Annotated in this window: 16 protein-coding genes; 4 read left to right on the top strand and 12 right to left on the bottom strand. The window is 74.1% G+C overall.

Translation table 11 applies throughout. From position 1 onward, the window contains the following. Positions 1–38 precede the first annotated feature (38 nt). The 10 genes from ABZ937_RS07830 to ABZ937_RS07785 form a co-directional block, all read right to left on the bottom strand. Positions 39–10,727 carry a type I polyketide synthase gene (locus ABZ937_RS07830; protein WP_361687168.1) on the bottom strand — a complete coding sequence of 3,563 codons (10,689 nt, stop codon included), beginning with the start codon at positions 10,725–10,727 and terminating at the stop codon, positions 39–41. Between the two features lie 82 nt (positions 10,728–10,809). Then, positions 10,810–12,066 carry a methylaspartate mutase gene (locus ABZ937_RS07825; protein ID WP_361687165.1) on the bottom strand — a complete coding sequence of 419 codons (1,257 nt, stop codon included), beginning with the start codon at positions 12,064–12,066 and terminating at the stop codon, positions 10,810–10,812. Beyond that, on the bottom strand, positions 12,063–12,509 hold the full coding sequence (locus ABZ937_RS07820; protein ID WP_361687162.1) for a cobalamin-dependent protein: 447 nt from the start codon (positions 12,507–12,509) through the stop codon (positions 12,063–12,065). Before ABZ937_RS07820 ends, ABZ937_RS07825 begins: the two co-directional genes overlap by 4 nt. Continuing rightward, a complete protein-coding gene (locus ABZ937_RS07815; protein WP_361687160.1) occupies positions 12,509–13,756 on the bottom strand; it encodes a type III PLP-dependent enzyme in 1,248 nt (415 codons plus the stop codon). Before ABZ937_RS07815 ends, ABZ937_RS07820 begins: the two co-directional genes overlap by 1 nt. Beyond that, positions 13,753–15,279, bottom strand: coding sequence for an AMP-binding protein (locus ABZ937_RS07810; RefSeq protein WP_361687157.1), 1,527 nt, complete (start codon positions 15,277–15,279; stop codon positions 13,753–13,755). Before ABZ937_RS07810 ends, ABZ937_RS07815 begins: the two co-directional genes overlap by 4 nt. Beyond that, entirely contained in the window at positions 15,276–16,838 is a 1,563-nt protein-coding gene (locus ABZ937_RS07805; RefSeq protein ID WP_361687154.1) for an amino acid adenylation domain-containing protein, read from the bottom strand. Before ABZ937_RS07805 ends, ABZ937_RS07810 begins: the two co-directional genes overlap by 4 nt. A gap of 24 nt (positions 16,839–16,862) precedes the next feature. Then, positions 16,863–17,114, bottom strand: a complete 252-nt coding sequence (locus ABZ937_RS07800; protein ID WP_361687151.1) for a phosphopantetheine-binding protein — start codon at positions 17,112–17,114, stop codon at positions 16,863–16,865. A gap of 25 nt (positions 17,115–17,139) precedes the next feature. Beyond that, complete coding sequence (locus ABZ937_RS07795) at positions 17,140–18,075, bottom strand: acyltransferase domain-containing protein (RefSeq protein WP_361687149.1); 936 nt, start codon at positions 18,073–18,075, stop codon at positions 17,140–17,142. 30 nt (positions 18,076–18,105) lie between these two features. Further along, positions 18,106–19,002 (bottom strand): proline iminopeptidase-family hydrolase, encoded by an 897-nt coding sequence (locus tag ABZ937_RS07790; protein WP_361687146.1) that lies wholly within the window; start codon positions 19,000–19,002, stop codon positions 18,106–18,108. Positions 19,003–19,233: 231 nt separating this feature from the next. Next, complete coding sequence (locus tag ABZ937_RS07785) at positions 19,234–20,514, bottom strand: MFS transporter (protein ID WP_361687143.1); 1,281 nt, start codon at positions 20,512–20,514, stop codon at positions 19,234–19,236. Positions 20,515–20,750: 236 nt separating this feature from the next. Here ABZ937_RS07785 and ABZ937_RS07780 point away from each other — a divergent pair, with 236 nt between their 5' ends. From ABZ937_RS07780 to ABZ937_RS07765, 4 genes are all read left to right on the top strand, one after another. Continuing rightward, entirely contained in the window at positions 20,751–21,272 is a 522-nt protein-coding gene (locus ABZ937_RS07780) for a methyltransferase domain-containing protein (RefSeq protein WP_361687140.1), read from the top strand. A gap of 148 nt (positions 21,273–21,420) precedes the next feature. Beyond that, entirely contained in the window at positions 21,421–22,653 is a 1,233-nt protein-coding gene (locus tag ABZ937_RS07775; RefSeq protein ID WP_361687750.1) for a cytochrome P450, read from the top strand. Between the two features lie 45 nt (positions 22,654–22,698). Beyond that, positions 22,699–23,934, top strand: a complete 1,236-nt coding sequence (locus ABZ937_RS07770; protein WP_361687137.1) for a cytochrome P450 — start codon at positions 22,699–22,701, stop codon at positions 23,932–23,934. 26 nt (positions 23,935–23,960) lie between these two features. Further along, complete coding sequence (locus ABZ937_RS07765) at positions 23,961–24,152, top strand: ferredoxin (protein WP_361687135.1); 192 nt, start codon at positions 23,961–23,963, stop codon at positions 24,150–24,152. 46 nt (positions 24,153–24,198) lie between these two features. Here the strand turns inward: ABZ937_RS07765 and ABZ937_RS07760 are convergent, their stop codons facing one another. Together ABZ937_RS07760 and ABZ937_RS07755 are read right to left on the bottom strand one after the other, a co-directional pair. Continuing rightward, positions 24,199–24,843, bottom strand: coding sequence for a response regulator transcription factor (locus ABZ937_RS07760; RefSeq protein ID WP_361687132.1), 645 nt, complete (start codon positions 24,841–24,843; stop codon positions 24,199–24,201). Further along, complete coding sequence (locus tag ABZ937_RS07755; RefSeq protein ID WP_361687128.1) at positions 24,807–26,039, bottom strand: sensor histidine kinase; 1,233 nt, start codon at positions 26,037–26,039, stop codon at positions 24,807–24,809. The genes ABZ937_RS07760 and ABZ937_RS07755 overlap by 37 nt, the downstream gene beginning before the upstream one ends. Positions 26,040–26,107 lie beyond the last annotated feature (68 nt).

The raw sequence follows: 26,107 nt of genomic DNA, 5'->3' as shown, positions 1-26,107 counted from the left end.
GGTGCCGGACGCGGCGCGTCGCCGGCACCGGGGCGGGATCACTGGGTGCCGCTGCGGTCGAGCGCGGCGCGTACCAGGTCGGCCACGGCCATGGACTTGATGTCCGGGGCCCGGTCCGCGGGGGCGGGGGCCGGGGGCTGCTCGGACAGCTTCAGCAGGCTGTCGAGCAGCCCGGCCTCCCGGATGCGGGCGACGGGGATGCGGGAGATCAGGGTGCGCAGTTCGTCGTCGCCGTGCGGGACGGTGGAGGGCTCGGGTTCCGCGCTGTCCGGGAGGAGCCGTTCCAGGAGGTGGCCGGCGAGCGCCGCCGGGGTCGCGTAGTCGAAGACCAGCGTGGACGGCAGGCGCAGTCCGCAGACCGCGTTCAGCCGGTTGCGCAGTTCGACGGCGGCGAGCGAGTCGAAGCCCAGCTCGGTGAAGGCCCGGCGCGGCTCGACGGCGGCGGGTCCGGCGTGGCCGAGCACGGCGGCCACCTCGGTGCGGACCGCCTCCAGCACGGTGTGCTCGTGGTCGGCGGCGGGGAGTTCGGCCAGCTGTTCGCCCAGGGTGCGGGCCCGGTCGTCGCGGTCCGCGCGCCGGGTGACGCCGGCCAGGGTCCGCAGGACGGCCGGGACGCCCTCGCCGCGCCGGCGCAGGGCCGCGGTGTCCAGCCGTACGGGCACCAGGGCGGGGCTGCCCGAGGCCACGGCCGCGTCGAACAGCTCCAGCCCCTCCTCCGGGTCGAGCGCGCCGATGCCGGAGCGTTCGATCCGCTGCACCTCGGCCGCGTCCAGGGCGGCGCCCATGCCGCCGCCGGACCACAGGCCCCAGGCGAGGGAGGTGGCGGGCAGGCCGAGAGCGGCGCGGTGGGCGGCCAGCGCGTCGAGGAAGACGTTGGCGGCGGCGTAGTTGCCCTGGCCGGAGGCGTCGATGGTGCCGGCGGCCGAGGAGAACAGCACGAAGCGGGACAGCTCCCGGTCCAGGGTCAGTTCGTGCAGGTGCCAGGCGGCGTCCGCCTTGGGCCGCAGCACGGTGTCCAGCCGCGCCGGGGTCAGCGAGGCGACCAGGCCGTCGTCGAGGACACCGGCGGTGTGGACGACGCTGTCGACGGGGTGCGCGGTGAGCAGGGCGGCGAGCGCGGCGCGGTCGGACACGTCACAGGCGACGATCTCGGCCTCGGCGCCCGACGCCCGCAGTTCGGTGCGCAGATGAGCGGCACCGGGCGCCTCGGGTCCGCGGCGGCCGGCCAGCACGAGTCGGGTGACGCCGTGCCGTTCGGCCAGGTGCCGGGCGACCAGGGCGCCGAGTCCGCCGGTGCCGCCGGTGACGAGGACGGTGCCCCACGGACGGTCCGCCGCCGGGGAGCCGTCGGCGCGCACCAGGCGGGGCGCGTGCGCCCGGCCGTCCCGCCACCGCACCTCCGGCTCCCCGGAGTCGAGGAGGGCGGCCAGCGCGGCCCGGTCCGGTACGGGGCCGTCGGGCGCGGCCCGTCCGACGAGGAGGATCCGGCCGGGGTCCTCGGCCTGCGCGGCCCGCACCAGTCCGTGCACCGCGGCGTCGGCGAGGCCGCCCCCGGTGAGGACGACGAGCACCGAGCCGGCGTACCGGTCGTCGGACGTCCAGACCCGCAGCGTCTCCAGGGTGCGGACGAGGGCGGCCCGCACCGCGCCCGGCAGATCCCCGCCCTCGGCGGGCGGGGCGGTGACGGACAGGATCACCACGTCGGGCACGGTGGCGCCGAGCGCGTCCGGGCCGGCGTGCACCGGGACGCCGAGGCCGAGGTCGTCGTCGCCGAGGACGGCCCAGGTACGGCGGTCGGGGCGCCCCGCGGCCTCGGGCAGCGGCTCGTCGGTGACGGTGTAGAGGGGGCGCTGCTGCCGGGTGAGCCGGTCAGCGGTGACGGGGCGGGTGCGGTACGACTCGACGGTGGCGAGCGGCCGGCCCTCGGTGTCCGTCAGGTCGACGCGGGTGCCGTCGGTGCCGGGCGTGACGCGGACGCGGGCGGTGAGCGAGCCCCGGGCGTGCGGGGTGACGCCGCTCCAGGCGAAGGGCAGGGCGATGCCCTCGCCGGGGTCCGCCTCGCCGTCCAGGAGGGACGTGACGTGCAGGGCGGAGTCCAGCAGCGCCGGGTGGAGGGTGTGCCGGGCGGCGTCCTGCCGTGCGCTCGCGGGCAGTTCGAGTTCGGCGAGGAGGGTGTCGCCGTGCCGCCAGGCGGCCCGGACGCCCTGGAAGACGGGGCCGTAGTCGTAGCCCTCGGTGTGCAGGCGCGGGTAGAGGCCGGTGATGTCGAGCGGGGTGGCGCCGGGCGGCGGCCAGGCTCCGGGCATGGGCGCGGGTGCGCCGGCGTTGCCGGTGAGGGTGCCGGTGGCGTGCCGGGTCCAGCCCTCGTCCGCGGGGGCGTTCTCGGCGCGCGAGTGGATCTCTACGGTGCCGTCGGCGCCGGCGGCGACCTGGAGGTGCACGGCGGTGTCCGCGGGCAGCACCAGCGGGGCCTGCAGGGTCAGTTCCTCCAGGACGGGACGGCCGGTCAGGGCTCCGGCGTGGAGGGCGAGGTCGACCAGGGCGGCGCCGGGCACCAGGACCGTGCCCAGCACCGCGTGTTCGGCGAGGACGGGGTGGGTGGCGGTGGAGATCCGGCCGGTGAGCAGCAGACCGGCGTCGCCGGGCAGGTCCAGGCGGGCGCTGACCAGCGGGTGGTCGACGGGGGCGAGGCCGTGCCCGGCGGCGTCCTTGGCGGTGACGGCGGGCGTGGGCAGCCAGTACCGGCGGCGGTCGAAGGCGTAGGTGGGCAGCTCGACCCGGCTTCCCGCGTACGTCGCGTACAGCGCAGACCAGTCGACGTCCGCGCCCCGCGTGTGCACGGCGGCCAGGGCGGCGAGCAGGCCGGGCAGCTGGGCGGTGTCCTTGCGGGCGGTGGCGAGGAACGCGGTGCCCTCGGCGTCCGGCAGGCAGTCGGGGCCCAGGGCGGTGAGCACGGGCGCGGCACCGAGTTCGAGGAAGGTGTCGGCGCCCTTCGCGGCCAGCGCGGTGACGGCGTCGGCGAAGCGTACGGTCCCCCGTACATGCCGTACCCAGTAGTCGGCGGAGCCGAGTTCGGCGGCGGTGGCGGGGGCGCCGGTGAGGGTGGAGACGATCGGCACGGTCGGCTCGGCCGCCTCGATGCCGTCCATGACCTCCCGGAACGCGGCCAGCATGGGCTCCATGCGGGGCGAGTGGAAGGCGTGCGAGACACGCAGCGTGCGCGTGGTCGGGAAGCGGGCGGCGACCTCCCCGACGGCGTCCTCGTCGCCGGAGACGACCACGGCGCGGGGCCCGTTGACGGCGGCGATGCCGCACCGCCCGTCCAGCAGCGGTGTCACCTCGTCCTCCGACGCCTGTACGGCGATCATCGCGCCGCCTTCGGGCAGCGCCTGCATGAGCCGGCCCCGGGCGGCCACGGCGGTGACCGCGTCCGTCAGTGACCACACGCCCGCGGCGTGCGCGGCGGCGAACTCGCCGACGGAGTGCCCGGCCAGCCATGCGGGGCGTAGTCCGAAGGACTCCAGCAGCCGGTAGAGGGCGATCTGGGTGGTGAACAGCGCGGCCTGGGTGTAGGCGGTCTGCTCCAGGGTCTCGGCGTCGTCGCCGAACACCACCTCGGCCAGGGGCCGTTCCAGGTGCTTGTCGAAGAGCGCGGCGGCGCGGTCGAAGTGCTCGGCGTAGACGGGGAAGGCGTCGTACCAGTCGCGGCCCATGCCGGGGCGCTGGGCGCCCTGACCGGAGAACAGGTAGGCCAGGGTGCCGTCGGTGGCGGAGCCGGTGACGAGCAGCCCCGGGGCCTCGGTGCCGCGGGCCAGGGCGTCCAGCGCGGTGGCGGCCTGGTCTTCCCGGGTGGCGAGGAGCACGGCCCGGTGGGGGTGGGTGCCGCGGGTGGTGGCGAGGGCCAGGCCGAGGTCGGCGGGGGCGGTGCCGGTCAGCTCCAGCAGGCGGCGGGCCTGCCCGCGCAGGGCCTCGGGCGAGCGGGCGGAGACGGGCAGGGCCAGTACCGGCGGGGCGGTGGCGGGGTCTGCCTCGGGGGGCTCGGGCTCGGTGAACTCCTCCAGGATCACATGGGCGTTGGTGCCGCTGATCCCGAACGAGGACACCCCGGCGCGGCGCGGCCGGTCCGGCGCCGGCCACGGGCGCTGCTCGGTGAGCAGTTCCACGGCGCCGGCGCTCCAGTCGACCTGGTGGGACGGCGCGTCGACGTGCAGGGTCTGCGGCAGCACCCCGTTGCGCATGGCCATCACCATCTTCATGACGCCCGCGACCCCGGCAGCGGCCTGGGTGTGCCCCATGTTGGACTTGACGGAGCCCAGCCACAGCGGCTCCTCACGGCCTTGGCCGTAGGTGGCGAGCAGCGCCTGCGCCTCGATCGGGTCCCCCAGCGTCGTACCGGTGCCGTGCGCCTCGACGGCGTCGACGTCGGCCGGGGTGAGCCCGGCGGCGGCCAGCGCGGCGCGGATGACACGCTGCTGGGAGGGGCCGTTGGGGGCGGTCAGACCGTTGGAGGCGCCGTCGGAGTTGACGGCGGAGCCACGGACATAGGCGAGCACACGGTGGCCGCCTCGGCGCGCGTCGGAGAGGCGTTCCACGACGAGCACGCCGGCGCCCTCGCCCCAGCCGGTGCCGTCCGCGCCCTCGGCGAAGGACTTGCAGCGGCCGTCGGCGGCCAGCCCGCGCTGCCGGGCGAAGTCGATGAACGTGTCCGGTGTCGACATGACCGTGACGCCGCCGGCCAGGGCGAGGTCGCACTCGCCCTGCCGCAGGGCCTGGGCCGCCAGGTGCAGGGTGACCAGCGAGGACGAGCAGGCGGTGTCGACGGTGACGGCCGGCCCCTCCAGGCCGAGGGCGTAGGCGACCCGGCCGGAGACGACGCTGCCCAGGCTGCCGTTGCCGAGGTAGGCGGCGAGGTCCTCGGGCACGTCGGCCTGCCAGGTGCCGTAGTCGTGGTACATGACGCCCGCGAACACGCCGGTGCGGGAGCCGCGCAGGCGCTGCGGGTCGATGGCGGAGCGCTCCAGCGCCTCCCAGGACACCTCCAGCAGGAGCCGCTGCTGCGGGTCCATGGCGGTGGCCTCGCGCGGGCTGATGCCGAAGAAGCCGGCGTCGAACTCGGCCGCGTCGTAGAGGAAGGCGCCTTCGCGGGTGTAGGTGCGGCCGGGGGTGCCCGGCTCCGGGTCGTACAGGGCCTCGGTGTCCCAGCCGCGGTCGGCCGGGAAGTCGCCGACCGCGTCGACGCCGTCGGCGACGAGCCGCCACAGGTCCTCCGGGGAGCGGACCCCGCCGGGGTAGCGGCAGCTCATGCCGACGATGACGATCGGGTCGTCGTCGGCCGCGGTGCGGGGGGCGGGGGCGGTGGTCTCCCGCTCGCCGGTGCCGAAGAGCGTGTCGCGGATGTGGTCGGCGAGGGCGCGGGAGGTGGGGTGGTCGAAGACGAGGGTGGCGGGCAGCCGCAGCCCGGTGGCGGTGCCCAGCCGGTTGCGCAGCTCGACGGCGGCCAGTGAGTCGAAGCCGAGGTCGGTGAAGGCCCGGCCGGGGTCGATGGCGGACGGCCCGTCGTGCCGCAGTACGGCCGCCACCTCGGTGCGCACCAGGTCCAGCAGGGAGCGGTCGCGGTCGGCGGCGGGCAGCGCGGCCAGCTGTCCGTCGGTGGCCGTCGCGGGGGCGGCGCTCGCCGTGGCCCGGCGGGTGACCGGGCGGACGAGGGTGGTCAGCAGCGGGGGTATGCCGTCGGGGCGGCGGCGTACGGCGGCGGCGTCGATCTCCACGGGCACCAGGTGGGGTGCGCGGGAGCGGAGGGCGGCGTCGAACAGCTCCAGGGAGCGGGTGGCGGACAGGCCGGGGATGCCGTGGGCCGCGATGCGCTCCAGGGCCGTGTCGTCCAGGGCTGCGCCCATGCCGCTGTCGGTGTCCCACAGGCCCCAGGCGAGCGCGGTGGCCGGCAGGCCGAGGGCGGCGCGGTGCTCGGCGAGGGCGTCCAGGTAGGCGTTGGCGGCGGCGTAGTTGCCCTGGCCGGGGCCGTCGAGGACGGCGGCGAGGGAGGAGAACAGCACGAAGTGAGCGAGGTCGCGGTCCCGGGTCAGCTCGTGCAGGTGCCAGGCGCCCAGTGCCTTGGCGTGGAAGACCTCGTCCACCATCTCGTCGGTGAGGGTGTCCACGACGCCGTCGCGGACGGTGCCCGCCGCGTGGACGACGGAGTCGACCGGGTGCTGGTCGAGCAGGCGGCGCAGTGCCTCGCGGTCGCCGGCGTCGCAGGCGGCCACGCTCACCTCGGCACCGAGCGCGGTGAGTTCGGCGTGCAGTGCGGGGGCCGTACCGCGGCGCCCGGCGAGCACCAGGCGGCGTACGCCGTGCGCGCGGACCAGATGCCGGGCGAGCAGCGCGCCGAGGCCGCCGGTGCCTCCGGTGACGAGGACGGTGCCCCAGTCGGTGGGGGGTTCTTCCCCGGAGGGCCGCGCGATCAGCCGGGGCACACTGAACTGCCCGTCGGCCAGGGAGAGTTCGGGTTCACCGGTGGTGAGGGCCCGGCGCAGGTCGGCCTCGGAGGGCACCGCCTCGTGCTCGACGAGGACGTACCGGCCGGGGTTCTCCGCCTGGGCGGAGCGGACCAGGCCGCGGACGGCCGCGTGGGCGGGACTGGCGGGCGGGGTGACGACGACGAGCCGGGTCTCGGCGAGGCGCTCGTCCGCCTGCCAGGTGCGCAGCAGCCGCAGTACGTCGCGGACGTGGGCGCGCGCGTCGGTGGCGTCGGCTCCCGCCGGGCCGGGCACGCGGTGCACGACGGCGTCCGGGGCGGGGCCGTCGAGCAGGGAGTCGACGGAGCCGGTCGTGTCCTTCAGGTCGGCGGTGCGCAGGGGTGCGGTGGCCGCCGGCCGGGGGTGCGGCGACCACCGCACGGCGTACAGGACGTCGCCCGCCGGTACGGGCCGGGAGGTCAGGGCCTCGATGTCGGCCACCGGGGCGCCGGTGGCGTCGGCGAGGTGCAGCGCGAGGGTGTCGCGGCCGCTACGGGTGATCTTCACACGGAGGGCGGACGCGCCGGTGGCGTGGAGGGTGACGCCGGTCCAGGAGAACGGCACCAGCACCTCGGGGCGTGGCGGGGCGTCCAGGTCGGCGGCGTGCAGCGCGGCGTCGAGCAGCGCCGGGTGCAGGCCGAACCCGGTCGCGCCGGCGGCGGTCTCCTCGGGCAGGGCGACCTCGGCGTAGACGGTGTCGCCGTGCCGCCAGGCGGCGCGCAGCCCCTGGAAGGCGGGCCCGTAGCCGTAGCCCTGGCCGGCGAGGTCCGTGTAGACGCTCGCGGTGTCGAGCGGCTGGGCGTTCCGCGGCGGCCACTCGCTCAGGCCGGCCGGGGCAGCCGGGGCGGTGGTGGCGAGGACGCCGGCGGCGTGCTGGGTCCAGGGGGCGGCTTCGTCGGCGCGGGTGTGGACCGTGACGCCGCGACGCCCGGAGTCGTCGGGTTCGCCCACGGCGACCTGGACGGCGACGTCCTGGTCGGCGCGCAGCACGAGCGGGGCGCCGAGGGTCAGCTCCTCCAGGGTGCCCGCGCCGACGTGGTCGCCCGCGCGGAGGGCGAGTTCGACGAAGGCGGTGCCGGGGAACAGGACCCGGCCGGCGATGACGTGGTCGGCGAGCCAGGGCTGGGTACGGGTGGAGAGCCGGCCGGTCAGCACGACGCCCTCGGCGCCGACGGCGACCACGGCCGCGAGCAGCGGGTGGCCGGCGGGGAGCTGGCCGAGGCCCGCGGCGTCGGTGGCGGTGCTCTGCTCCAGCCAGAAGCGCCGCCGCTGGAAGGGGTAGTGGGGCACGTCGACACGGCGCCCGCCCAGGCCGGCGAAGTGCCGCCGCCAGTCGACGGGGACGCCCCGGGCGTGGGCGGCGGCGAGCGCGGTGAGGGCCTCGCGGGCCTCGGGCCGCTCGCGTCGCAGCACCGGCAGGAAGGCGGTGCCGGGTATGTCGGTGCAGTCGGGGCCCATGGCGGACAGCACCGCGTCGGGGCCGATCTCCAGGAAGGTCCGTACCCCGTTGCCGGCGAGTGTGCGGACGGCGTCGTGGAAGCGGACCCGGGCGCGGACGTGCTCCACCCAGTACTCGGGGTCGCACAGCTCGGCGGTGACGGGGCCGCCGGTGACGGTCGAGACCACCGGCAGCCTCGGCTCGGCGTAGTCCAGGACGTGCGCCACCCGGCGGAACTCGGCCAGCATCGGTTCCATCAGCGGCGAGTGGAAGGCGTGGCTGACCCGCAGGCGCTTGGTGTCGTGGCCGCGCGCGGCGAGTTCGGCGGCGATGCGCTGCACGTCGGCCGCGTCGCCGGAGACCACGACGGCGGCGGGCCCGTTGACGGCGGCGATGCCGGTGCGCGGCGTGAGCAGCGGCGCCACCTCGTCCTCGGCGGCGCGTACGGCGACCATGGCGCCGCCTTCCGGTAGCTGCTGCATGAGCCGGCCACGGGCGGCGACCAGGATCGTCGCGTCCTGGAGGGTGAGCACGCCGGCCACGTGCGCGGCGGCGATCTCGCCGACGGAGTGCCCGGCGAGCTGGTCCGGAGTCAGGCCCCAGCTCTCCAGGAGCCGGTGGAGGGCGACCTCCACGGCGAACAGGGCGGGCTGCGCGTACTCGGTACGGTGCAGCAGCTCGGCCTCGTGGGTGCCGGGCCCGGCGGACAGGATGTCCCGCAGCGGCCGGTCGAGCTGGAGGTCGAAGTGGGCGCAGACGTCGTCCAGGGCGTCGGCGAACGCCGGGTGGGCGGCGGCGAGTTCGCGGCCCATGCCGGCCCGCTGGCTGCCCTGTCCGGTGAACAGGAAGCCGAGTTCGCCGTCGGCTCGGCCGGTGAGGGGCGTGGCGCCGGAGGCCAGGTCGTGGAGGGCGGCGCGCAGTTCGGTGCGGTCGGCGGCGACGAGGACGGCCCGGTCGGGCAGGGCGGCCCGGGTGGTGGCCAGGGTGTGGGCGAGGTCGAGCGGGTCGGCCTGGTCGGCCAGGGGCAGCAGGTCGGCGGCGCGGGCCCGCAGCGCGGCTTCGCCCCGGGCGGACAGGGTGAAGGGCAGCGGTGTTCCGGCGGGCAGGACCGGGCGGGTGTCCGCTTCGACGGCCGCGGGCTGCTCCAGGATGACGTGCGCGTTGGTCCCGCTGACCCCGAACGAGGACACGCCGGCCCGCCGGGCCCGGCCGGTCTCGGGCCACGCACGCTGCTCGGTGACGAGCCGGACGGCCCCGGACGACCAGTCGACGTGCGGGGTGGGCTCGTCCACGTGCAGCGTCGCCGGTATCTGCCCGTGCTCCATGGCGAGGATCGCCTTGATCATGCCGGCGACGCCGGCGGCGGCCTGGGTGTGCCCGAGGTTGGACTTGACCGAGCCGAGCAGCAGCGGGGCGTCGTCGGGGCGGTCCCGGCCGTAGGTGGCGAGGAGCGCGGTGGCTTCGATGGGGTCGCCGAGCCGGGTGCCGGTGCCGTGTGCCTCGACCATGTCGACGTCGGCGGCGGTGAGCCCGGCGTCGGCGAGGGCCCGGCGGATCAGCCGCTGCTGGGAGGTGCCGTTGGGGGCGGTCAGGCCGTTGGAGGCGCCGTCCTGGTTGACGGCGGAGCCGCGGACGACGGCGAGCACGCGGTGCCCGTTGTCGCGGGCGTCGCTCAGCCGTTCCAGGACGAGCACGCCGACGCCCTCGGCGAATCCGGTGCCGTCCGCCGCGGCGGCGAACGCCTTGCAGCGGCCGTCGGGGGCGAGGCCCCGCTGCCGGCTGAAGGCGGTGAACACGCCGGGGCCGCCCATCACGGCCACCCCGCCCGCGAGCGCCAGCGAGGACTCGCCCTGGCGCAGCGAGCGGCACGCCAGGTGGACGGCGACCAGGGCCGCGGAGCAGGCGGTGTCGACGGTGACCGCCGGGCCCTCGGCGCCCAGGACATAGGCGACGCGGCCGGAGATGACGCTGTTGGCGTTCCCGGCGAGGAGGTAGGCGTCGAGGCCGTCCGGGGCGTCGTGCAGACGCGGCCCGTACTCCTGCACCTCGGCGCCGAAGAACATGCCGGCCGGGGTGCCGCGCAGGGCCGTGGGGTCGATGCCGGCGTCCTCCAGGGCCTGCCAGGAGGTCTCCAGGACGAGCCGCTGCTGCGGGTCCATGCCGAGTGCTTCGCGCGGGCTGATGCCGAAGAACTCGGCGTCGAACTCGGTGGCGGTGTCGAGGAAGCCGCCGCTGCGGACGTAGGCGCTGCCGGGCACCTCGGGGTTCTCGTCGTAGAGGGCGTCCAGGTCCCAGCCGCGGTCCTGCGGGAAGCCGGACAGCACCTCGCCGCCCTCGGTCAGCAGCCGCCACAGGTCGGCGGGCGAGGAGACGCCGCCGGGGAAGCGGCAGCCGATGCCGACGATCGCGATCGGTTCGTCGGCGGTGCCGTCACCGGCCGGCTCGGGGTGGTCGTCCGCCCGGCCGTGGACCTCGGCGAGCAGCCGGGCGGCCAGGTCGTGGACGGTCGGGCAGTCGTAGGCGAGACCGACCGGCAGGTCGAGGCCGGTCCGTTCGGTCAGCCGCCGGTGCAGGTCGACCGCGGCGAGCGAGTCGAGTCCCTGCGCGGAGAACGGGGTGGCCGGATCGAGGGAGTCCACCGTGCCCGGCCGGGCCGCCTCGATCGCCTCGGTCACGGCCGTGCGGACCAGTTCGGTCACCAGCCTGCGGTGCTGGGACGGTACGGCCGTGGCGAGCCGTCGTGCCAGAGCTGAATCGGATCCGGGCCCGTTCATCCACGCATCTCCACTTTCGGCCGACACCGGTTTTCCTCACCTTTTTCCACACGCTAGTGACGGCCCGCGAAAGGCCACACCCTTAGGCACCCCTAGGGGCGTGCCGGTCGAACGAACGGCGCACGTACGACAGGGAGTCGAGCAGATCAGCGGATGTGATGGCCCGGGCCGGGCGTACGTCGGCGATACCGCTCAGCGGCATCTTCCCGATGTCGGACCAGCGCAGCCGGCCGTCCGCGTCGATGTAGCTCCGGCTGAATCCGGCGTTGTCCGGATGCAGACAGTAGGGAACGTCGAGACGTCCCTCGGCGAACGCCGTCAGCAGGGCCGCGCCGAGGTCGTCGTCCAGTTCCAGCACGGCGTCGACCAGGGCCGATGCCTCGGCGTAGGTCTGGCTGCCGGTGCCGTCCAGCGGGGCGCGCGGGGTCCGCGCGGCGACCGCCGCCGCGTGTTCGAGGGCGGCGACGTTCTCGGCCACCGTCGGAATGCGGCGGGATTCCGCGACGGTTTTCACGATGAGCCGTTCGGAGCCGCTGGCGACGGCGAGTTCGGCTGCTTTTCCGAGCAGCCGGTAGGCGCCTTCCTCGGTTTCCGGGAACAGGCCCATGTAGGCGTAGACGACGACATGCCATTCGGTGTCCGGCAGGAACCGTGCGCACAGGCTGCGCAACGCGGCCACCGCTTCGGCGTCCTGTCCCGGATGGGTCTGCTGGGCGTAACTCAGCGAAATGCTCCGGATGCCGTGCCGGTGGAAGAACAGCGCCTCCAGCACGCTGACGGCGACGAGCAGGCTGGGCGGGCAGAGCTGGCCGAGGACGCATCCGCCGAAGGTCTCCAGGTGCGGTTCGGCACCCGCTCCGCGCAGGGCGGCGAACAGTTCGCAGGAGGCGGACCAGTGGGCGACGGACTCGCGCAGCGGGACCCGGCCGTAGGGCAGGCAGTAGGAGACCGGGCCGCCCTCGGAGGCGTCGAGCCCGACGGCCGTCAGCGCCCGGAAGATGTCCTGCGGCGCGGCCGAGCCGTGCCGGACCTGGACCGGGAAGCCGGGGCCGCGGATGCCGTCGAGCACGTCGAGGGTGGTGGCCGTCTCGTGGCTCACGATCGGGTAGCCGTTGAGGGCGACGCCCTCCAGGACGGCCAGTCCGGCCGACTCCAGGTCGCCGACCCGGGTGTAGCTGTCCAGGGTGATCGTGCCGACGGTGGTCGCCGCTGCGTTGCGGGTGGCGAGCAGCCCGGCCCGCATGCGTTCCGGGCTGCTCATCCCCATCCGGGGCTGGACCACCAGGTGGCCGGCGTCGTGAGCCCGGCGCACGAAGGCGCCGAACCCGACGCCGGTCACACCAGGGCTCGCTGCGGCAGCGTGTCGAGCATCCGCCGGAAGGCGGCGACGCCCTCGGCGCTGTCGTCGAACACCGCGTCGTAGCCGGCGGCGCGCAGCGCGGCCGTCTCCTCGCTGCCGCAGCGCCCGGCGATACCGAGCTTGCCGCCGATGACGGCGGGCACGGCGGCGAGTCCGGGGTGCTCGCGCAGCCGGGTGACGGTCCGCATGCCGTCGTGGTAGCCGTGGCCGTTGACGCTGCTGATCACGATGAGGGCCGGGCGGTGGGTGAGGGCCTCGGTGATGAGCAGGTCCTCGGGGACACAGGGGCCGAGGTTGATCACGCGGTGCCCGTGCTCCTCGAGGAGCAGCTGGAGGTAGACCAGGTTCCAGGTGTGGGAGTCGGAGATGCCGCCGGCCACGAGCACGGGCGGGTCGGCGGGGGTCATCGGGAAGGGGCTCATCACAGGGCCTGTCCGTGGGTGAAGGGTTCGCATGTGCGGGTGTGCTGGATGCGCGAGACGGAGACGACGTCGTCACCGCGGACGACGATCTCGGCGGGGGCGGGCCTGCCGAGGAACATCAGCAGGCTGGCCGTCGGGCCGTAGGCGCCGGCGTTGGGCACGGTGAGCAGGTCGCCCGGTGCCAGGTGGGGCAGCGGGACGTTCCGGCCGAGCAGATCGCCGGGGGTGCACAGCGGCCCGGCGAGGTTCGCGGGTGTGCCGTCCGCGCCCACGGACTCGTGCGGCTCGACGGACACGGGCAGGATGCGTCCGAGGCCGGACATGCCGCCGAAGGTGTTGATGCCGGCGTCGAGGACGAGGTAGCGGGTGTCGCGGCTGTCCTTGACGTTGACGACGGAGGTGAGCAGGGTGCCGCTGTCGGCGACGAGGTAGCGGCCCGACTCGCAGGCGATGCGCGGGGCGCCCGCGCGCCAGCCGGGGAAGTGCTCGTCCAGCGTCCCGGCCAGGGCGGCGCGCAGTGCGCCGTAGACCGGCCGCTCGCCCTGCACGGCGTACGGCGCGGCGAACCCGCCGCCGATGTCGACGAAGCGGAACGTGACGCCGAGGGCGTTCTGGAGGGCGGCGGCGGTGGCGACGGTGTGGCGGAACTCGGCGATGAGGCTCGCCTCGTCCTTGGCGTTGCTCAGCGGGAAGAAGTGCAGCCCGGCGATGCTGGTGCCGGGCACGGCGCGCAGGTCGGCGGCGAGGCCGGGCAGGGTCTCGCTGTCGAAGCCGAACTGCGAGGGCACGCCGGTCATGCGGATGCCGGTGGCCGCGGCGCCGGTGGCGTTGTTGACGCGGATCAGGCAGTCGGCGGTGAGGCCGAGCCGGAGCGCACTCTCGCCGACGCGGCGGAGGTCGCCGTAGGACTCCGCGGAGAACAGGCGGACGCCCCGGGTCAGCGCCTCGGTGAGTTCCTCGGTGGTCTTGCCGGGGCCGGTGTAGAGGATCCGGTCGCCGGGGAAGCCGGCCTGGAGGGCGGCGTCCAGTTCGCCGACGGAGCTGATCTCGGCGCGGCAGCCGCGGGTCCCGCCGGAGCGCAGCTCGCGCAGCAGCTCGGGGTGCGGGTTGGCCTTGGCGGCGTAGAACACCTCGATCTCGTCCGGGAGCGCGCCGAACAGGTCGTCGCGGGCCGCCGCCACCCGGTCCAGGTCGTAGACGTAGGAGGGGGTGCCGAAGCGCTCGGCCAGCTCGGTGGGGCCGGTCACGGGGTGGTTCCTTCCAGGAGGCGGGCGAGCTGCTTGCGGTCGTGCTTGCCGTGCGGGGTCAGGGGCAGCTCGGCCACGATGCGGCTGACGCCGGGCACCTTGGCGGGCTCCAGCCGCAGCGACAGCTCCTTGAGCAGGGCGTGCGGGTCGATGTCGCCCTCGGCGAACACCGCGAGGTCGCGGCCTTCGGCCGGCGGCAGGACGGCGGCGGCGCGGACGCCGGGGACGTCGGTCGCGGCGCTCTCGATCTCGGTGGTGCTCATGCGCACGCCCTTGTGCTTGAACATGTCGTCGCGGCGGCCCTCGTAGTAGAGGAAGCCGTCCTCGTCGACGTGGCCGAAGTCGCCGGTGTGCAGCCGGAGTCCGCCGTCGGGGGCGGGGCGGAACGCGCGTGCGGTCTGTTCGGGTGCGCGCCAGTAGCCGGGCATGACGTGCGGGCCCTCAACCACGATCTCGCCGGTCCGCCAGGGCGGCAGCGCGTTGCCCTCCTCGTCCACGACGAAGGCGCGGGTGCCGGGCAGCGGGCGGCCGACCGAGTCCGGCCTGGCGTCCTGGTGGGCGGGCGGCAGCACGGAGACGCGTTTGCACTCGGTCTGCCCGAACTGGATGATCACCTCGGCGCCGGGGAAGGCCGTGCGCAGCCCGTCGGCGGTGGCCTTCGGCAGTGCGGCACCGGTGTTGGTGAACATCCGCACCCGGGACTCCCGGTTCGGTTCGCGTTCGGCGAGGGCGACGATCATGGTGGCCAGGGACGGCACGATCGGGACGACGGTGGCTCCGGTCTCGCGGATGCGGCGCAGCAGCACCAGGTCCGACTCGCCGTCTGCGAGCACGAGTTCGCTGCGGCCGGCGGCGGTGAGCAGCACCTTGTACAGGCCGTAGTCCCACGAGATGGGGAAGCGGCAGAGCACCACGTCGTCGGGGCGGTAGCCGAGTTCCTGGTTGATGGCCTCGGTGGCGAAGACCATCCGGCCGTGCGGGCAGATCACCGCCTTGGGGGCGGCGGTCGAGCCGGAGGTGTAGACGAGGACGGCGAGGTCCTCGGGGCCGACCTCGGCCCCGCCGGACCGGGTCTCCCGCACCCGCAGCGCGGTGATCTCCCGCCACACCTCGCCGAGGCCGAGGACCGGGACGCCGTCGGCGAGGGCGGCGATCCGCTCCACGGCGGCGTCGGTGACGAGGACCAGCGACGGCTCGGCGTTCGCGACGACCGCCCGCAGGTGGAAGTCCTTCATGCCGGTGTTGACGGGGACCAGGACGGCGCCGCGGCGCGCGGTGCCGTACAGCAGCGCGACCAGTTCGCGGGTGCTGGGCAGCTGGACGAGGACCCGGTCGCCGTGGCCGATGCCGCGTGCTTCCAGCCAGGCGTCGACGGCGTGGCTGTGGGCGGCCAGTTCGCGGTAGGTCCAGCGGCCCGCGCCGTCGGCGACCGCCGGGGCGTCGGGGCGCTCGGCGGTCGCCTCGTCGAGCAGGTCGTGCACCCGGGCGTCGGTACGGGCCCGCGCTGTCGGTTGACCGTTCACTGCGACTCCTGCCGCCTTTCGTGTGTGCCTCCCGCTCGGGCGGTCTGCCGCATGGCCGTGGCCCGGGAGGCGAGCTTCCTGCGATCGGTCTTGCGGTTGGAGTTGAGCGGGAGTGCGTCCAGGTGGTGGTAGGCGCGCGGCACGACCGCGGCCGGCAGCAGCTCCCGCAGGTGACGGGCGAGCCGGGCGGGCGGCACGGGCTCGCCGGTGTGGAAGACGGCCAGCTCGACCGTGCCGTCCACGGGCACCGCCACGGTCACGGCGTCCTCGACGCCGGGGCAGGTGCGGGCGGCGGCGTCCACCTCGGCCAGTTCCACCCGCACCCCGTGCACCTGGACCTGCGCGTCCTGGCGGCCCAGGTAGAGCCAGCCGCCGCCGTCGGCGCGCCGGACGCGGTCGCCGGTGCGGTAGAAGCGCCGGCCGTCGTGCTCCAGGAACCGTCCGGTGTCATCGGCCGGGTCGAGATACCCCGGGGTCAACTGGGGTCCGGCGATGCACAGTTCGCCCTCGCCTTCGGCGGTGGGTGCGCCCGTCGGGTCCAGCAGGAGGGTCTCGTGGCCCGCGTGCACGGCGCCGATGGGCACCATGTCGTTCGGGTACCGCCCCGGCGTCCAGCGCTGCGCGGTGACGGTGATGGTCAGTTCGGTGGGGCCGTACAGGTTCTCCAGGGTCGCGCCCGGCGCGGCGGCGGCCCAGTCCTCGGCGTCCTTGCAGCTGAGCGCCTCCCCCGCGAAGAAGCTCCACCGCAGTGACGGCAGCGCGCCGGGCGCGAGCCCGCCGGTGCGGCGGACCAGGGTGATCGCGCTGGGCGTGGCGAACCAGACGGTCATGCCTCGCTCTGCCACGAACTCGGGCAGGTGCGCGTACGCCCGTGCCGGAACGGGTACGACGGCGGCGCCGGCACCCCAGGCGCAGAACAGGTCGAACATCGCGCAGTCGAAGTTGAGGTCGAAGGTCTGCGAGAAGACGTCGTGCGGGCCGAAGTCGTACCGCCGGTCGAGCAGGTGGAAGTAGTGCGCGGTGTTGGCGTGGGTGACCGGCACGCCCTTGGGCCGGCCGGTGGAGCCGGAGGTGAACAGCACGTAGGCGATGTCGGAGGGCCGGGCCGGCATGGGCGCCTTCAGGGCGCTGTCCGGGTCGACGGCGAGCGCCGGCATCGGCTGCCCGCCGGGCGCGAACAGCGTCGGCAGGGTGACACCGGCCTCGTACAGGGCGGCCAGGGCGGGGAGGGCGTCGTCGTCGGCGAGCAGCGCGCCGACCCCGGCGGCCTCGATCATCTGCCGGGTGCGGGCGGCGGGGAAGGCCGGCTGCAGGGGTACGACGGTGACGCCGCTGTACAGGCCGGCCAGCAGGGCCTCGTACGCCGTGGGTCCCTTGCCGGCCAGCACGCCCACGGCGGGCGGCCGGCCGGGGAGCCCGGCCAGCAGGGAGCCGGCCCGGACCAGGGCGCGTTCGTGCAGTTCGCGGTAGGTGAGGTCGACGCCGTCGGCGCGCAGCGCGGGCCGGTCCGGGGCGAGGGCCAGGCCGCGCGCGAACCGGCCGGACAGCGTGCCGTCCATGGTGGGATCCACGGTGGCCGCCCGTCAGCTCGCGGCGCTCTGCAGCATGCTCCGCACGGTGTCCCACAGCACGCCGGCGGTGCGGAAGGTGTCCATGGTCAGCGCGCTGTCGCGGAAGCGGACCTGGTAGGCATCCTCCAGCATGCCGAGCAGCTGGACCGTGCCGAGGGAGTCCAGGCCGAGGTCCTTCAGGTCGGACTCCGGCGTCAGCTCCTCCTGCGGAGGGAGGAACGGCAGTAAGGGGCGGAGTATCTGTTCGAACCGGTCGTCCCACATGGGGCCTCCAACGAGTCGGGCGGGGTCAGGCGGCGCGGGTACGGCGCCGGGGGGTCATCGCCAGCCGGGGCGGTGCGGCGACGACGTCGAAGTTGCGGGTAGCGCAGGGCACGCGGCCGAAGAGGCCGTCGGGCCCGGCGACGCACAGGCGGCGGGCGCCGGCGTCCTTGAGGGCCGTGGTGACGCTCGGCCAGTTCATCGGGTGGTCGAAGCCGTCGAGCAGCATGGTGCGCAGCTCCTCTCCGGTGTGCAGCAGCCTGCCGTCCTGGTCGGCGACGACGGGCAGCGCGGGGTCGGCGAAGGAGTAGCGGGAGACCACCTCGCGCTCGGCCTTGTCGCGCAGCGGCCGGAACGCCGAGGCGTGCATGGGGGGCCGCATGGTGTACAGCGGGAGGCTGCCGACGGCGCGCAGCCGCTCCTCCATCCATGCCACCCGGTGTTCGGACAGGGAGACCATGTGGAAGCCGTCGTCGATGTGGCAGGAGATCTCGTGCCACTCCCCCGCCTCGTCCAGCTCGGCGAGGATCGCGTCGAGGCCGTCGCGGGGGGCGCGGACGAAGGACAGGGTGACGATGTCCCGGTGCTCCTCGGCGAAGTACTCCTCCAGGCAGCGGGCGATCTCGGCGGTCAGCCGGACCGCGTCGGGCAGCTCCAGGGCCCCGGTGTAGGCGAGGGCGGCCTTCTCGCCGAAGCTGGGGCCGGCGACGATGCCGGGTTCCACGCCGAGGTGGTCGCGGGCCCAGTGGGCGCAGGCCAGGCAGTTGACGAAGAAGGCGACCTGGGCGGCCTCCGAGTAGTCGCCCGGGGAGGTCCGGAAGGCGTCGACGAGCGAGTAGCCGAGTGCCTCGTCGGCGACGGCGACCAGCTCCCGGGCGTACGGGTTCGCCACCATGAACCTGCCGACCTCGGCGAACGGGACGGGGCCCATGCCGGGGAAGACGAGAGCGGTGTCGTGTGCCATGGCGGGATTCCCTTTCGAAGGCCCTGGCGGTCAGAGGCTCTTGAGGAAGTCGGTCAGCACCGCGAAGAAACGCTCCGGCTCCTCCAGGTGCGGCAGGTGGCTGGACTCCTCGAAGATCTCCCAGCGCGCTCCCGGGATCTCGTCCTGGTACGGCTGGACGACGGCCGGCGTGGCCTCGTCGTGGCGGCCGCTGATCAGCAGGGTCGGGGTGCGGATGCGGTGCAGCTCGTCGACGATCGACCAGTCCTTCAGGGAGCCGATGACATGGAACTCGTTGGGTCCGTTCATCGCGTAGTAGACGGTCGGGTCGTTGTAGATCTCCATGAAGGAGGACAGGAAGTCGCGGGGCCAGGGCGTCACGCGGCACACATGGCGGTCGTAGAACACCCGCATCGCGGCCAGGTACGCGTCGCTGTCGTACGTGCCGGCCGCCTCGTGCCGCAGCAGGGTCTCCCGCACGTCCGGCGGCAGCTCCGCGCGCAGCCGGGCCATCTCCCGCAGCCAGATCGGGTAGGAGGCCGGCGCGTTGGCGATGACGAGTCCGCGCAGACCGGGCGGCCCGGCCATGGCGTGCCGGGCGCACAGGGGGCCGCCCCAGGACTGGCCGAACAGCACGTAGTCGTCGGCGATCCCCAACCGCTCGACCAGGTTGGCCAGTTCGTCCTCGAACAGCTCGACGGTCCAGAACTCGGTGCCCTTGCCGGGCAGATGGGTCGAGCCGCCGTTGCCCAGCTGGTCGTAGTGGACGACGGGCCAGCCGTCCTCGGCGAGCCGGGCCAGCGGCAGCAGGTAGTCGTGGGTGCTGCCGGGCCCGCCGTGCACGGCGACGACCGCCGGCCGTCCCGCGCCGAGTTCACCGGTCACCCGGTACCAGGTCCGGTACTCCCCGAAGGGGACGGTGCCCTTCGTGCTGGGATCCGGGGACACGCTGATCACCTCTGCTCGGCTGCGGGACGCGGCGGCGGCCGGGGACGGGACGCCGGCCGGGACCGGGAGAGCCGGGGCGCTGCGATCCGTGCCTCTGCCCGTGTTCCGCTGCCGACGCTAACCGCCGCCGCGCCGGCGCCCGACCCCTAACCGCCCCTAGGCGGTGCCGGGACGGCCGGGCAGCGCATAGGGGTCGTCGACCACGGCACACGAAAGAGGGGCGTCAGAGGGTCATCCCTCCATGTGGTCGTCCGCCTTTGCGTCCGCCGCGCGCTTCCCCGCCGGTTCCGGCGAGCCGGACGGCATTCTCCGCAGCAGCGGAAGGCAGCCCAGGAGAAGGAGGCCGGCCACGGCCCAGGGCGCGTCGAGACCGGCGTCCTCGGCCAGGACGCCGCCCAGTGCGGCGCCCAGGGGCATGGTCCCCCACGCGGCGACGCGGTAGCCGCTGGTGACCCGGCCCAGCATGCCCGGTGGGGCGAGCCGCTGCCGCAGCGAGACCGTGCACACGTTCCACAGCACCACACCGGCGCTGTTGCCGGCCAGCATCAGCGCGACCAGCGGCCACCAGGGCACCGCCGCGACGACCAGATAGCTGAGCGCCGAGACGGTCACCGACACCACCAGACTGCGCCCGGAGCCCAGCCGTCCCGCCGCCCAGGGCGCCGCCCTGGCTCCCGCCAGACTGCCGAGGGCCGCCGCCACGAGCATCAGGGCGTATCCGTGGGCCGGCAGGCCGAGACGTCGTTCCACGTACACCACCAGCACCGCGTAGACAGCCTGCTGGCCCACGCCGAGCACCGCGACCACCACCATGAGGCGGCGCAGGATCCGATGGCCGCCCAGCAGCCGCAGACCGGCCCAGGTGTCGCGGAGCAGGCCGCGGACACCGTGCTCCGCCGGCCCGTCGTCGGCCTGTCGTCCGCCCGGCCGCGTCGACGGCAGCCCCGTGAGCAGCAGCGCCGAGACGAGGAACGACACCGCGTCCACCGCGAACGGCAGCGGCTGCCACACCGCCCACAGCGCCGCACCCGCCGGCGGGCCCAGGAAGCCGGTGCCGGTGATCTGTGCGGCGATGATCCGGGCGTTCGCCCGTTCCAGCTCCCGGTCCGCGGCCAGTGACGGCACGATCGCCTGGGCCGCGCTGTCGAAGAACACCTCGGCGATGCCGGCCAGCAAGGCGATCAGCACGAGCAGCGGCAGCGGCACCCGCCCGGTCACCGTGCACGCGCACAGCAGCGCCAGCACCGCGCAGCGCACGAGATCCGCGGCGACCATGGAACGGCGGGCGGGCACGCGGTCGACGAGGGTGCCGATGAAGGGTGCGAGGAGCCAGGCCACCCGGCCTGCGGCGGCGACCACGGACACCCAGAACACGTCACGCGTGACAGCCGCCGCCAGCATGGGCAGCGCCGCGAACCGCACACCGTCGCCGACGGAACTGATCGCGCCTGCGGCGGCCAGCCGGCCGAGCGGCGCCGTACGAAGGCGAACGAGGGTGAAGGCGGACCACACCCTGCCCTCGATACCCGGCTCGTCACCGAATCCACCTGCGCCGAACCGGCTTTGTGCGTTTCAACAGCCGCTTGCACCTGTGCCGATTGCCCGCATTCCGTGAAATTGCGGCCCGGTCGACCGACGACGAGACTTTGGTCATGCGTGGAAAACTGCGCTCTTGGACTGCGCGCCGGCCTTTCGTTTCACCGTTCGTCCACCCCCGCGGCATTCTCGGGCGTCTCGCGGGGCGGTGGATGCTGTGGACCAACAGGCAGGACGAGGTACTCGAAGTCCTTGACGTCCGCCCCGGTGACCGGGTCCTGGAGGTGGGGTTCGGGCCCGGCGGGCTGCTGCGTCTGCTGGTCTCCAGGACCGAGGCCGCCCATATCGTGGGAGTGGACCCCTCGCCCACGATGCGCGCCGCCGCGACCAGGCCCAACCACGCCGCTGTCCGGTCCGGCCGGATGACACTGGTCCTCGGCACAGCGGAACGCACCGGCCTTGCGGACCAGAGCGTCGACCGCGTGGCCTCCGTGAACAACGTAGACCTGTGGAGCGATCTCGAGGCCGGGATGCGGGAACTCCACCGGGTGGTCCGTCCGGGAGGAAAGGTGGTCGTCGCCTGGCACGGCGGATCGTCGCCCGGGCGCATCGAGCGACGGCTGCGCATGCCGGAGGCCAAGCTCGCTCGCATCGAGGGCTGCATGCGCCGCGTGTTCACGGACACCGCCCGAGACCGGCTCAGCACCCTGGACGTCTTCACGGCAGTGCGCTGACGCCGAAGGCGTCACCGGCCCTAGGGGCGTCTAGGGGTTGGGGGCCCCGGCCGTGGCTGCCTAGCGTGCCAGGGACGGCCGACAACGCCGCGCCGGGACCCGCTCCGATGTCGGCGCGTTCCGGTCCCTCCCGTGCGAAGAGGACATGATGACTGCACCTGCCGAACCGGCCGACCAGGCCGCACTGCCGGAGTTTCCGATGCGGCGGGCCTGTCCCTTCAGCCCGCCGGCCGCCTACGCCGAGCTGCGCGAGAACGAGCCGGTCTCCCGGGCGCGGCTGAAGGTGAACGGCAAGCCCACCTGGCTGGTCACCCGGCACGACCTGTACAAGAAGCTGCTGGGTGACGCGCGGGTCAGCGCGAACCTGAAGCTGCCCGGATACCCCCTGCAGGTGCCGGTGCCGGAGGAGACGCTCCAGTCGGTGCCGCTGACGTTCCTGTCCATGGACCCGCCGGACCACACCGTGCAACGGCGCATGCTGGCACCGGAGTTCAGCGTCCGGCGGATGCGTGAGCTGCGCGGCCGGGTGCAGCAGATCGTGGACGAGCAGCTCGACCGGATGCTCGCCAAGGGCGCCGACGGCCCGGTCGATCTGGTCACCGCGCTCGCGCTGCCGGTGCCGTCCCTCGTCATCTGCGAACTGCTCGGCGTCCCCTACGAGGACCACGACCGGTTCGAGGAGTGGGCGTGGGCCATCATGAACCACGACATCAGCGACGAGGACCGGGGCCGCGCGCACTACGAGCTGGACCGGTACGTGGACGGGCTGGTCACCGCCAAGGAGAGCGATCCGGGCGACGACATGATCAGCCGGCTGATCGAGTTCAACCGGCAGGCGCCGGCGGTGGAGCACTCCGACATCGTCAGCATGTCCAAGCTGATGCTGGTCACCGGACACGAGACCACCGCGAACATGATCGCGCTGGGGGTGCTGGCCCTGCTGGAGCACCCCGACCAGCTCGCCGCCCTGCGCGAGGAGCCGGAGGCGATGCCGAAGGCCGTGGAGGAGCTGCTGCGCTTCTTCTCCATCTCCGACGCGGGCACCGCGCGGGTCGCCCTGGAGGACATCGAGCTGGGCGGGGTCACCGTCCGGGCCGGCGAGGGCATCCTGCCGCTGAACAACGCGGCCAACCACGACGAGCGCGTCTTCCCCGACCCCGACCGCCTCGATGTGCGCCGCGAGGCCCGCAGCCATCTGGCGTTCGGCTACGGCGTCCACCAGTGCATCGGCCAGAACCTGGCCCGCATGGAGCTGGACGTCGTCTACTCGACACTGTTCCGGCGCGTCCCGACGCTGCGCCTGGCCACCCCGGCCGAGGAGCTGCGCTTCAAGGACGACGCCATCGTCTACGGCCTGTACGAGCTGCCCGTCACCTGGTGACGGACCTCCCCCACCCCAGCCCCGTTCCGCCACCGAAAGGCAGCCATGACCCAGTCCGCCGACGCCGTGCCCGAGGCGGGGTCGCCGCTTCCGCAGTTCCCGATGCGGCGCGCCTGTCCGTTCAGCGAGCCGCGCGAGTACGCCGGGATGCGCACGGACCAGCCCGTCTCGCGCGCCGCGCTGAAGGTGAACGGCAAGCCCACCTGGCTGGTCACCCGGCACGAGCACGTCCGGCAGGTGCTGGGCGACAGCCGGGTCAGCTCCAACCTGAAACTGCCGGGCTACCCCCACCAGTTCCACATCCCCGAGGAGATGCTGGCGCAGGTCCGGCTGATGATGCTGAACATGGACCCGCCCGAGCACACCGCGCAACGGCGCATGCTCATACCGGAGTTCACCGCCCGGCGGGTGAAGGAGATGCGCCCGCGCATCCAGCAGATCGTGGACGAGCACATCGACGCGATGCTCGCCGAAGGCGGTCCGGTGGACCTGGTGACCGCGCTGGCGCTGCCCGTGCCCTCGCTGGTGATCTGCGAGCTGCTCGGCGTGCCGTACGAGGACCACGCCCAGTTCGAGGAGTGGTCGGCGGCCATGATGAACCACGATCTGAGCCCGGCGGAGTACGGCGCCGCGGTGCAGGCTCTGGACATGTACCTCGACAAGCTCGTCACCCTCAAGGAGAACGAGCCGGGCGACGACCTCATCAGCCGCTTCCTGGAGAAGAACCGCGCCGAGCAGGTCGCCGACCACGTCGACGTGGTGACGATGGCACGGCTGATGCTGGTCGGCGGTCATGAGACGACGGCCAACATGATCGCCCTCGGGGTGCTGGCTCTGCTGCGGCACCCGGAGCAGATGGCCGAGCTGCGGGCCGATCCCGCTCTCCTCCCGAACGCCATCGAGGAGTTGCTCCGCGTCTTCTCCATCTCGGACTCCGGCACGGCACGGGTCGCGGTGGCGGACATCGAGGTCGGGGACGTCACCATCCGCGCGGGTGAGGGCATCCTGGCCCTGAACAACGCCGCCGATCACGACGAGTCCGTCTTCCCGGACGCCGGGACCCTCGACATCCACCGCAAGGAGGCCCGCAGCCACCTCGCGTTCGGCTACGGCGTCCACCAGTGCATCGGCGCCAACCTCGCCCGGGTGGAGCTGGAGGCCGTCTACGGCACGCTGCTGCGTCGCATCCCGGGCCTGCGGCTGGCGGCCGAGCCGGACGAGCTGCGCTTCAAGGACGACGCCATGGTCTACGGCGTCTACGAACTCCCCGTCACCTGGTGACGGCCGACCCGATCGGAGTCACCCCCATGCGTGTCACCGCCGATCGCGACCGGTGCGTGGGCTCCGGCCAGTGCGCGCTGCACAGCCCGGAGGTGTTCGACCAGGACGACGAGGGTCTCGTCGTCGTCCTGCGGGAGGAGCCGGCCGAGGACCTCCGCGAGGAGGTCCTCCAGGCCGTCGACCTGTGCCCGGCGCGCTCCCTGCGCGCACACGGCTGACGAGCCACGGCCGGGCCTTTGGCGGAACGGGGCGGCGCCCTCGGGCTCAGGCGTTGAGATACGCCAGCACCGCCAGCACCCGGCGGTTGCTGTCGCTCGACGGCGGCAGCACCAGCTTGGTGAAGATGTTGGAGATGTGTTTCGCGGCGGCGCCCTCGGTGATGGTGAGCCGCTGGGCGATCGCCGTGTTCGAGCAGCCCTCCGCCATCAGCTCCAGCACCTCCCGTTCACGGCCGGTGAGCGCGGCCAGCGGCTCGTCCCGGGAGTGACTGGTCATCAACTGGGCGACGACGGCGGGGTCCATGGCCGTTCCGCCGGCCGCGACCCGGCGTACGGCGTCGATGAACTGCTCGTCGTCCAGCACGCTGTCCTTGAGCAGATAGCCGATGCCGCCGGTGCCGTCGGCCAGCAGTTCGCGGGCGTACATCTGCTCGACGTGCTGGGAGAGGACGAGGATGGGCAGGCCGGGCTGCTCGCGGCGGGCGCGCAGGGCGGCCTGGAGTCCCTCGGTGGTGAAGGTGGGAGGCAGCCGTACGTCGACGATGGCGATGTCCGGCCGGTGCTCGGAGATCGCCGCGGCGAGGTCCGTGCCGTTGTCGACGGCGGCGGCCACCTCGCATCCGTACGCCTCCAGCAGTTGGATGATCCCCTGCCTCAGGAGGAAGAGGTCTTCGGCGAGGACAACGCGCACGGTAGCTCCATCTTCATCACGGTCGGACCGCCCGGAGGGCTGTCGATCTCCAGGACCCCGTCAAAGGATGCCAGCCGCCGCCGGATGCCCTCCAGACCGCTCCCGGCCGACACGTCCGCGCCACCGCGGCCGTCGTCGGTGACGCGGGCGTGCAGCATGCCGTCCTCGGTCCAGGCGACGACCTCCACGCGCTCGGCGTCGGCGTGCTTGAGGGCGTTGGCGAGCAGCTCCGACACCGCGAAGTAGACGGCTGACTCGACCGGGTCGGGCAGCCGGTCGGGCAGGTCCACCACCACGGTGACGCTCAGCGGGCTGGCCAGGCCCAGGGCGCGCAGGGCATCGGACAGGCCGCGTTCGGCGAGGACCGGCGGGTGGATGCCGTGGACGAGGTCGCGCAGTTCACGCAGGGCCTGCACGGACGAGGTGCGGGCCTGCCGCAGCAGCCGTCGCGCCTCCTCCGGGTCCTGGGTCATCTTCCGGTCGACGGCGCCGAGTTGGAGTCCGAGGCTGACGAGCCGGGCCTGTGCGCCGTCGTGCAGGTCACGTTCGATGCGGCGCAGCTCGGCGGCCTGGATGTCCAGGGCACCGGACCGGGTCTCCGACAAGTGCTGGACGCGCAAGGCCAGTTGGGACTGGCGGGTGGGGCCGAGCAGGAAGCGGACGAAGTAGGCGTACCCCTTGAGGACCAGCGGGCCGAGGAACAGCCAGCCGGTGAGCACGACGAGGGCGAGCAGGGCGGCGGCCAGCGCGGCCGGCCAGCTGTCGACGGTGACGAACGCGTACCAGCGGCCCTGTCCGCCGTCCGCGACGGGCTGCCACAGTCCGCAGGCAAGGAACAGCCCCTCCCCCGCGTAGTAGAGCAGGGCGGCCGGTACGAAACCGACGAGGCCGACCACGCAGTTGAGGAGGAGCCACAGCAGGTCCCGCCAGGTCGCGGGGTCGGCGAGGATCCACTTGCAGCGGCGCGTCCAGCCGACGATGTCCTTCTCGATCTCCTGCGGCTCGGGCCGGTACGGCCGCTCCACCGGGACCCCGGACCGTGCGGCGGCACGGCGGTTGAGGTCGCACAGCCGGCGCACGGCCCGGGTCAGGTAGGGCAGCGCGAGGAAGCCGATGCCGATCAGGCACAGGATGATGAAGTAGGTGGTGGTGACGAAGAGGACGATCGACAGCAGGGCCCCGGTGGCGATGGCCACGCCGACCAGGGTGCCGGCACGAGCAGCGTCTGCATCACCGCGACCACGATGCCCGCGAAGGCGAGCAC

The sequence above is a fragment of the Streptomyces sp. NPDC046727 genome (assembly GCF_040645635.1).
Classification (GTDB): Bacteria; Actinomycetota; Actinomycetes; order Streptomycetales; family Streptomycetaceae; genus Streptomyces.
This window is presented reverse-complemented; position numbering and strand designations above follow the sequence as displayed.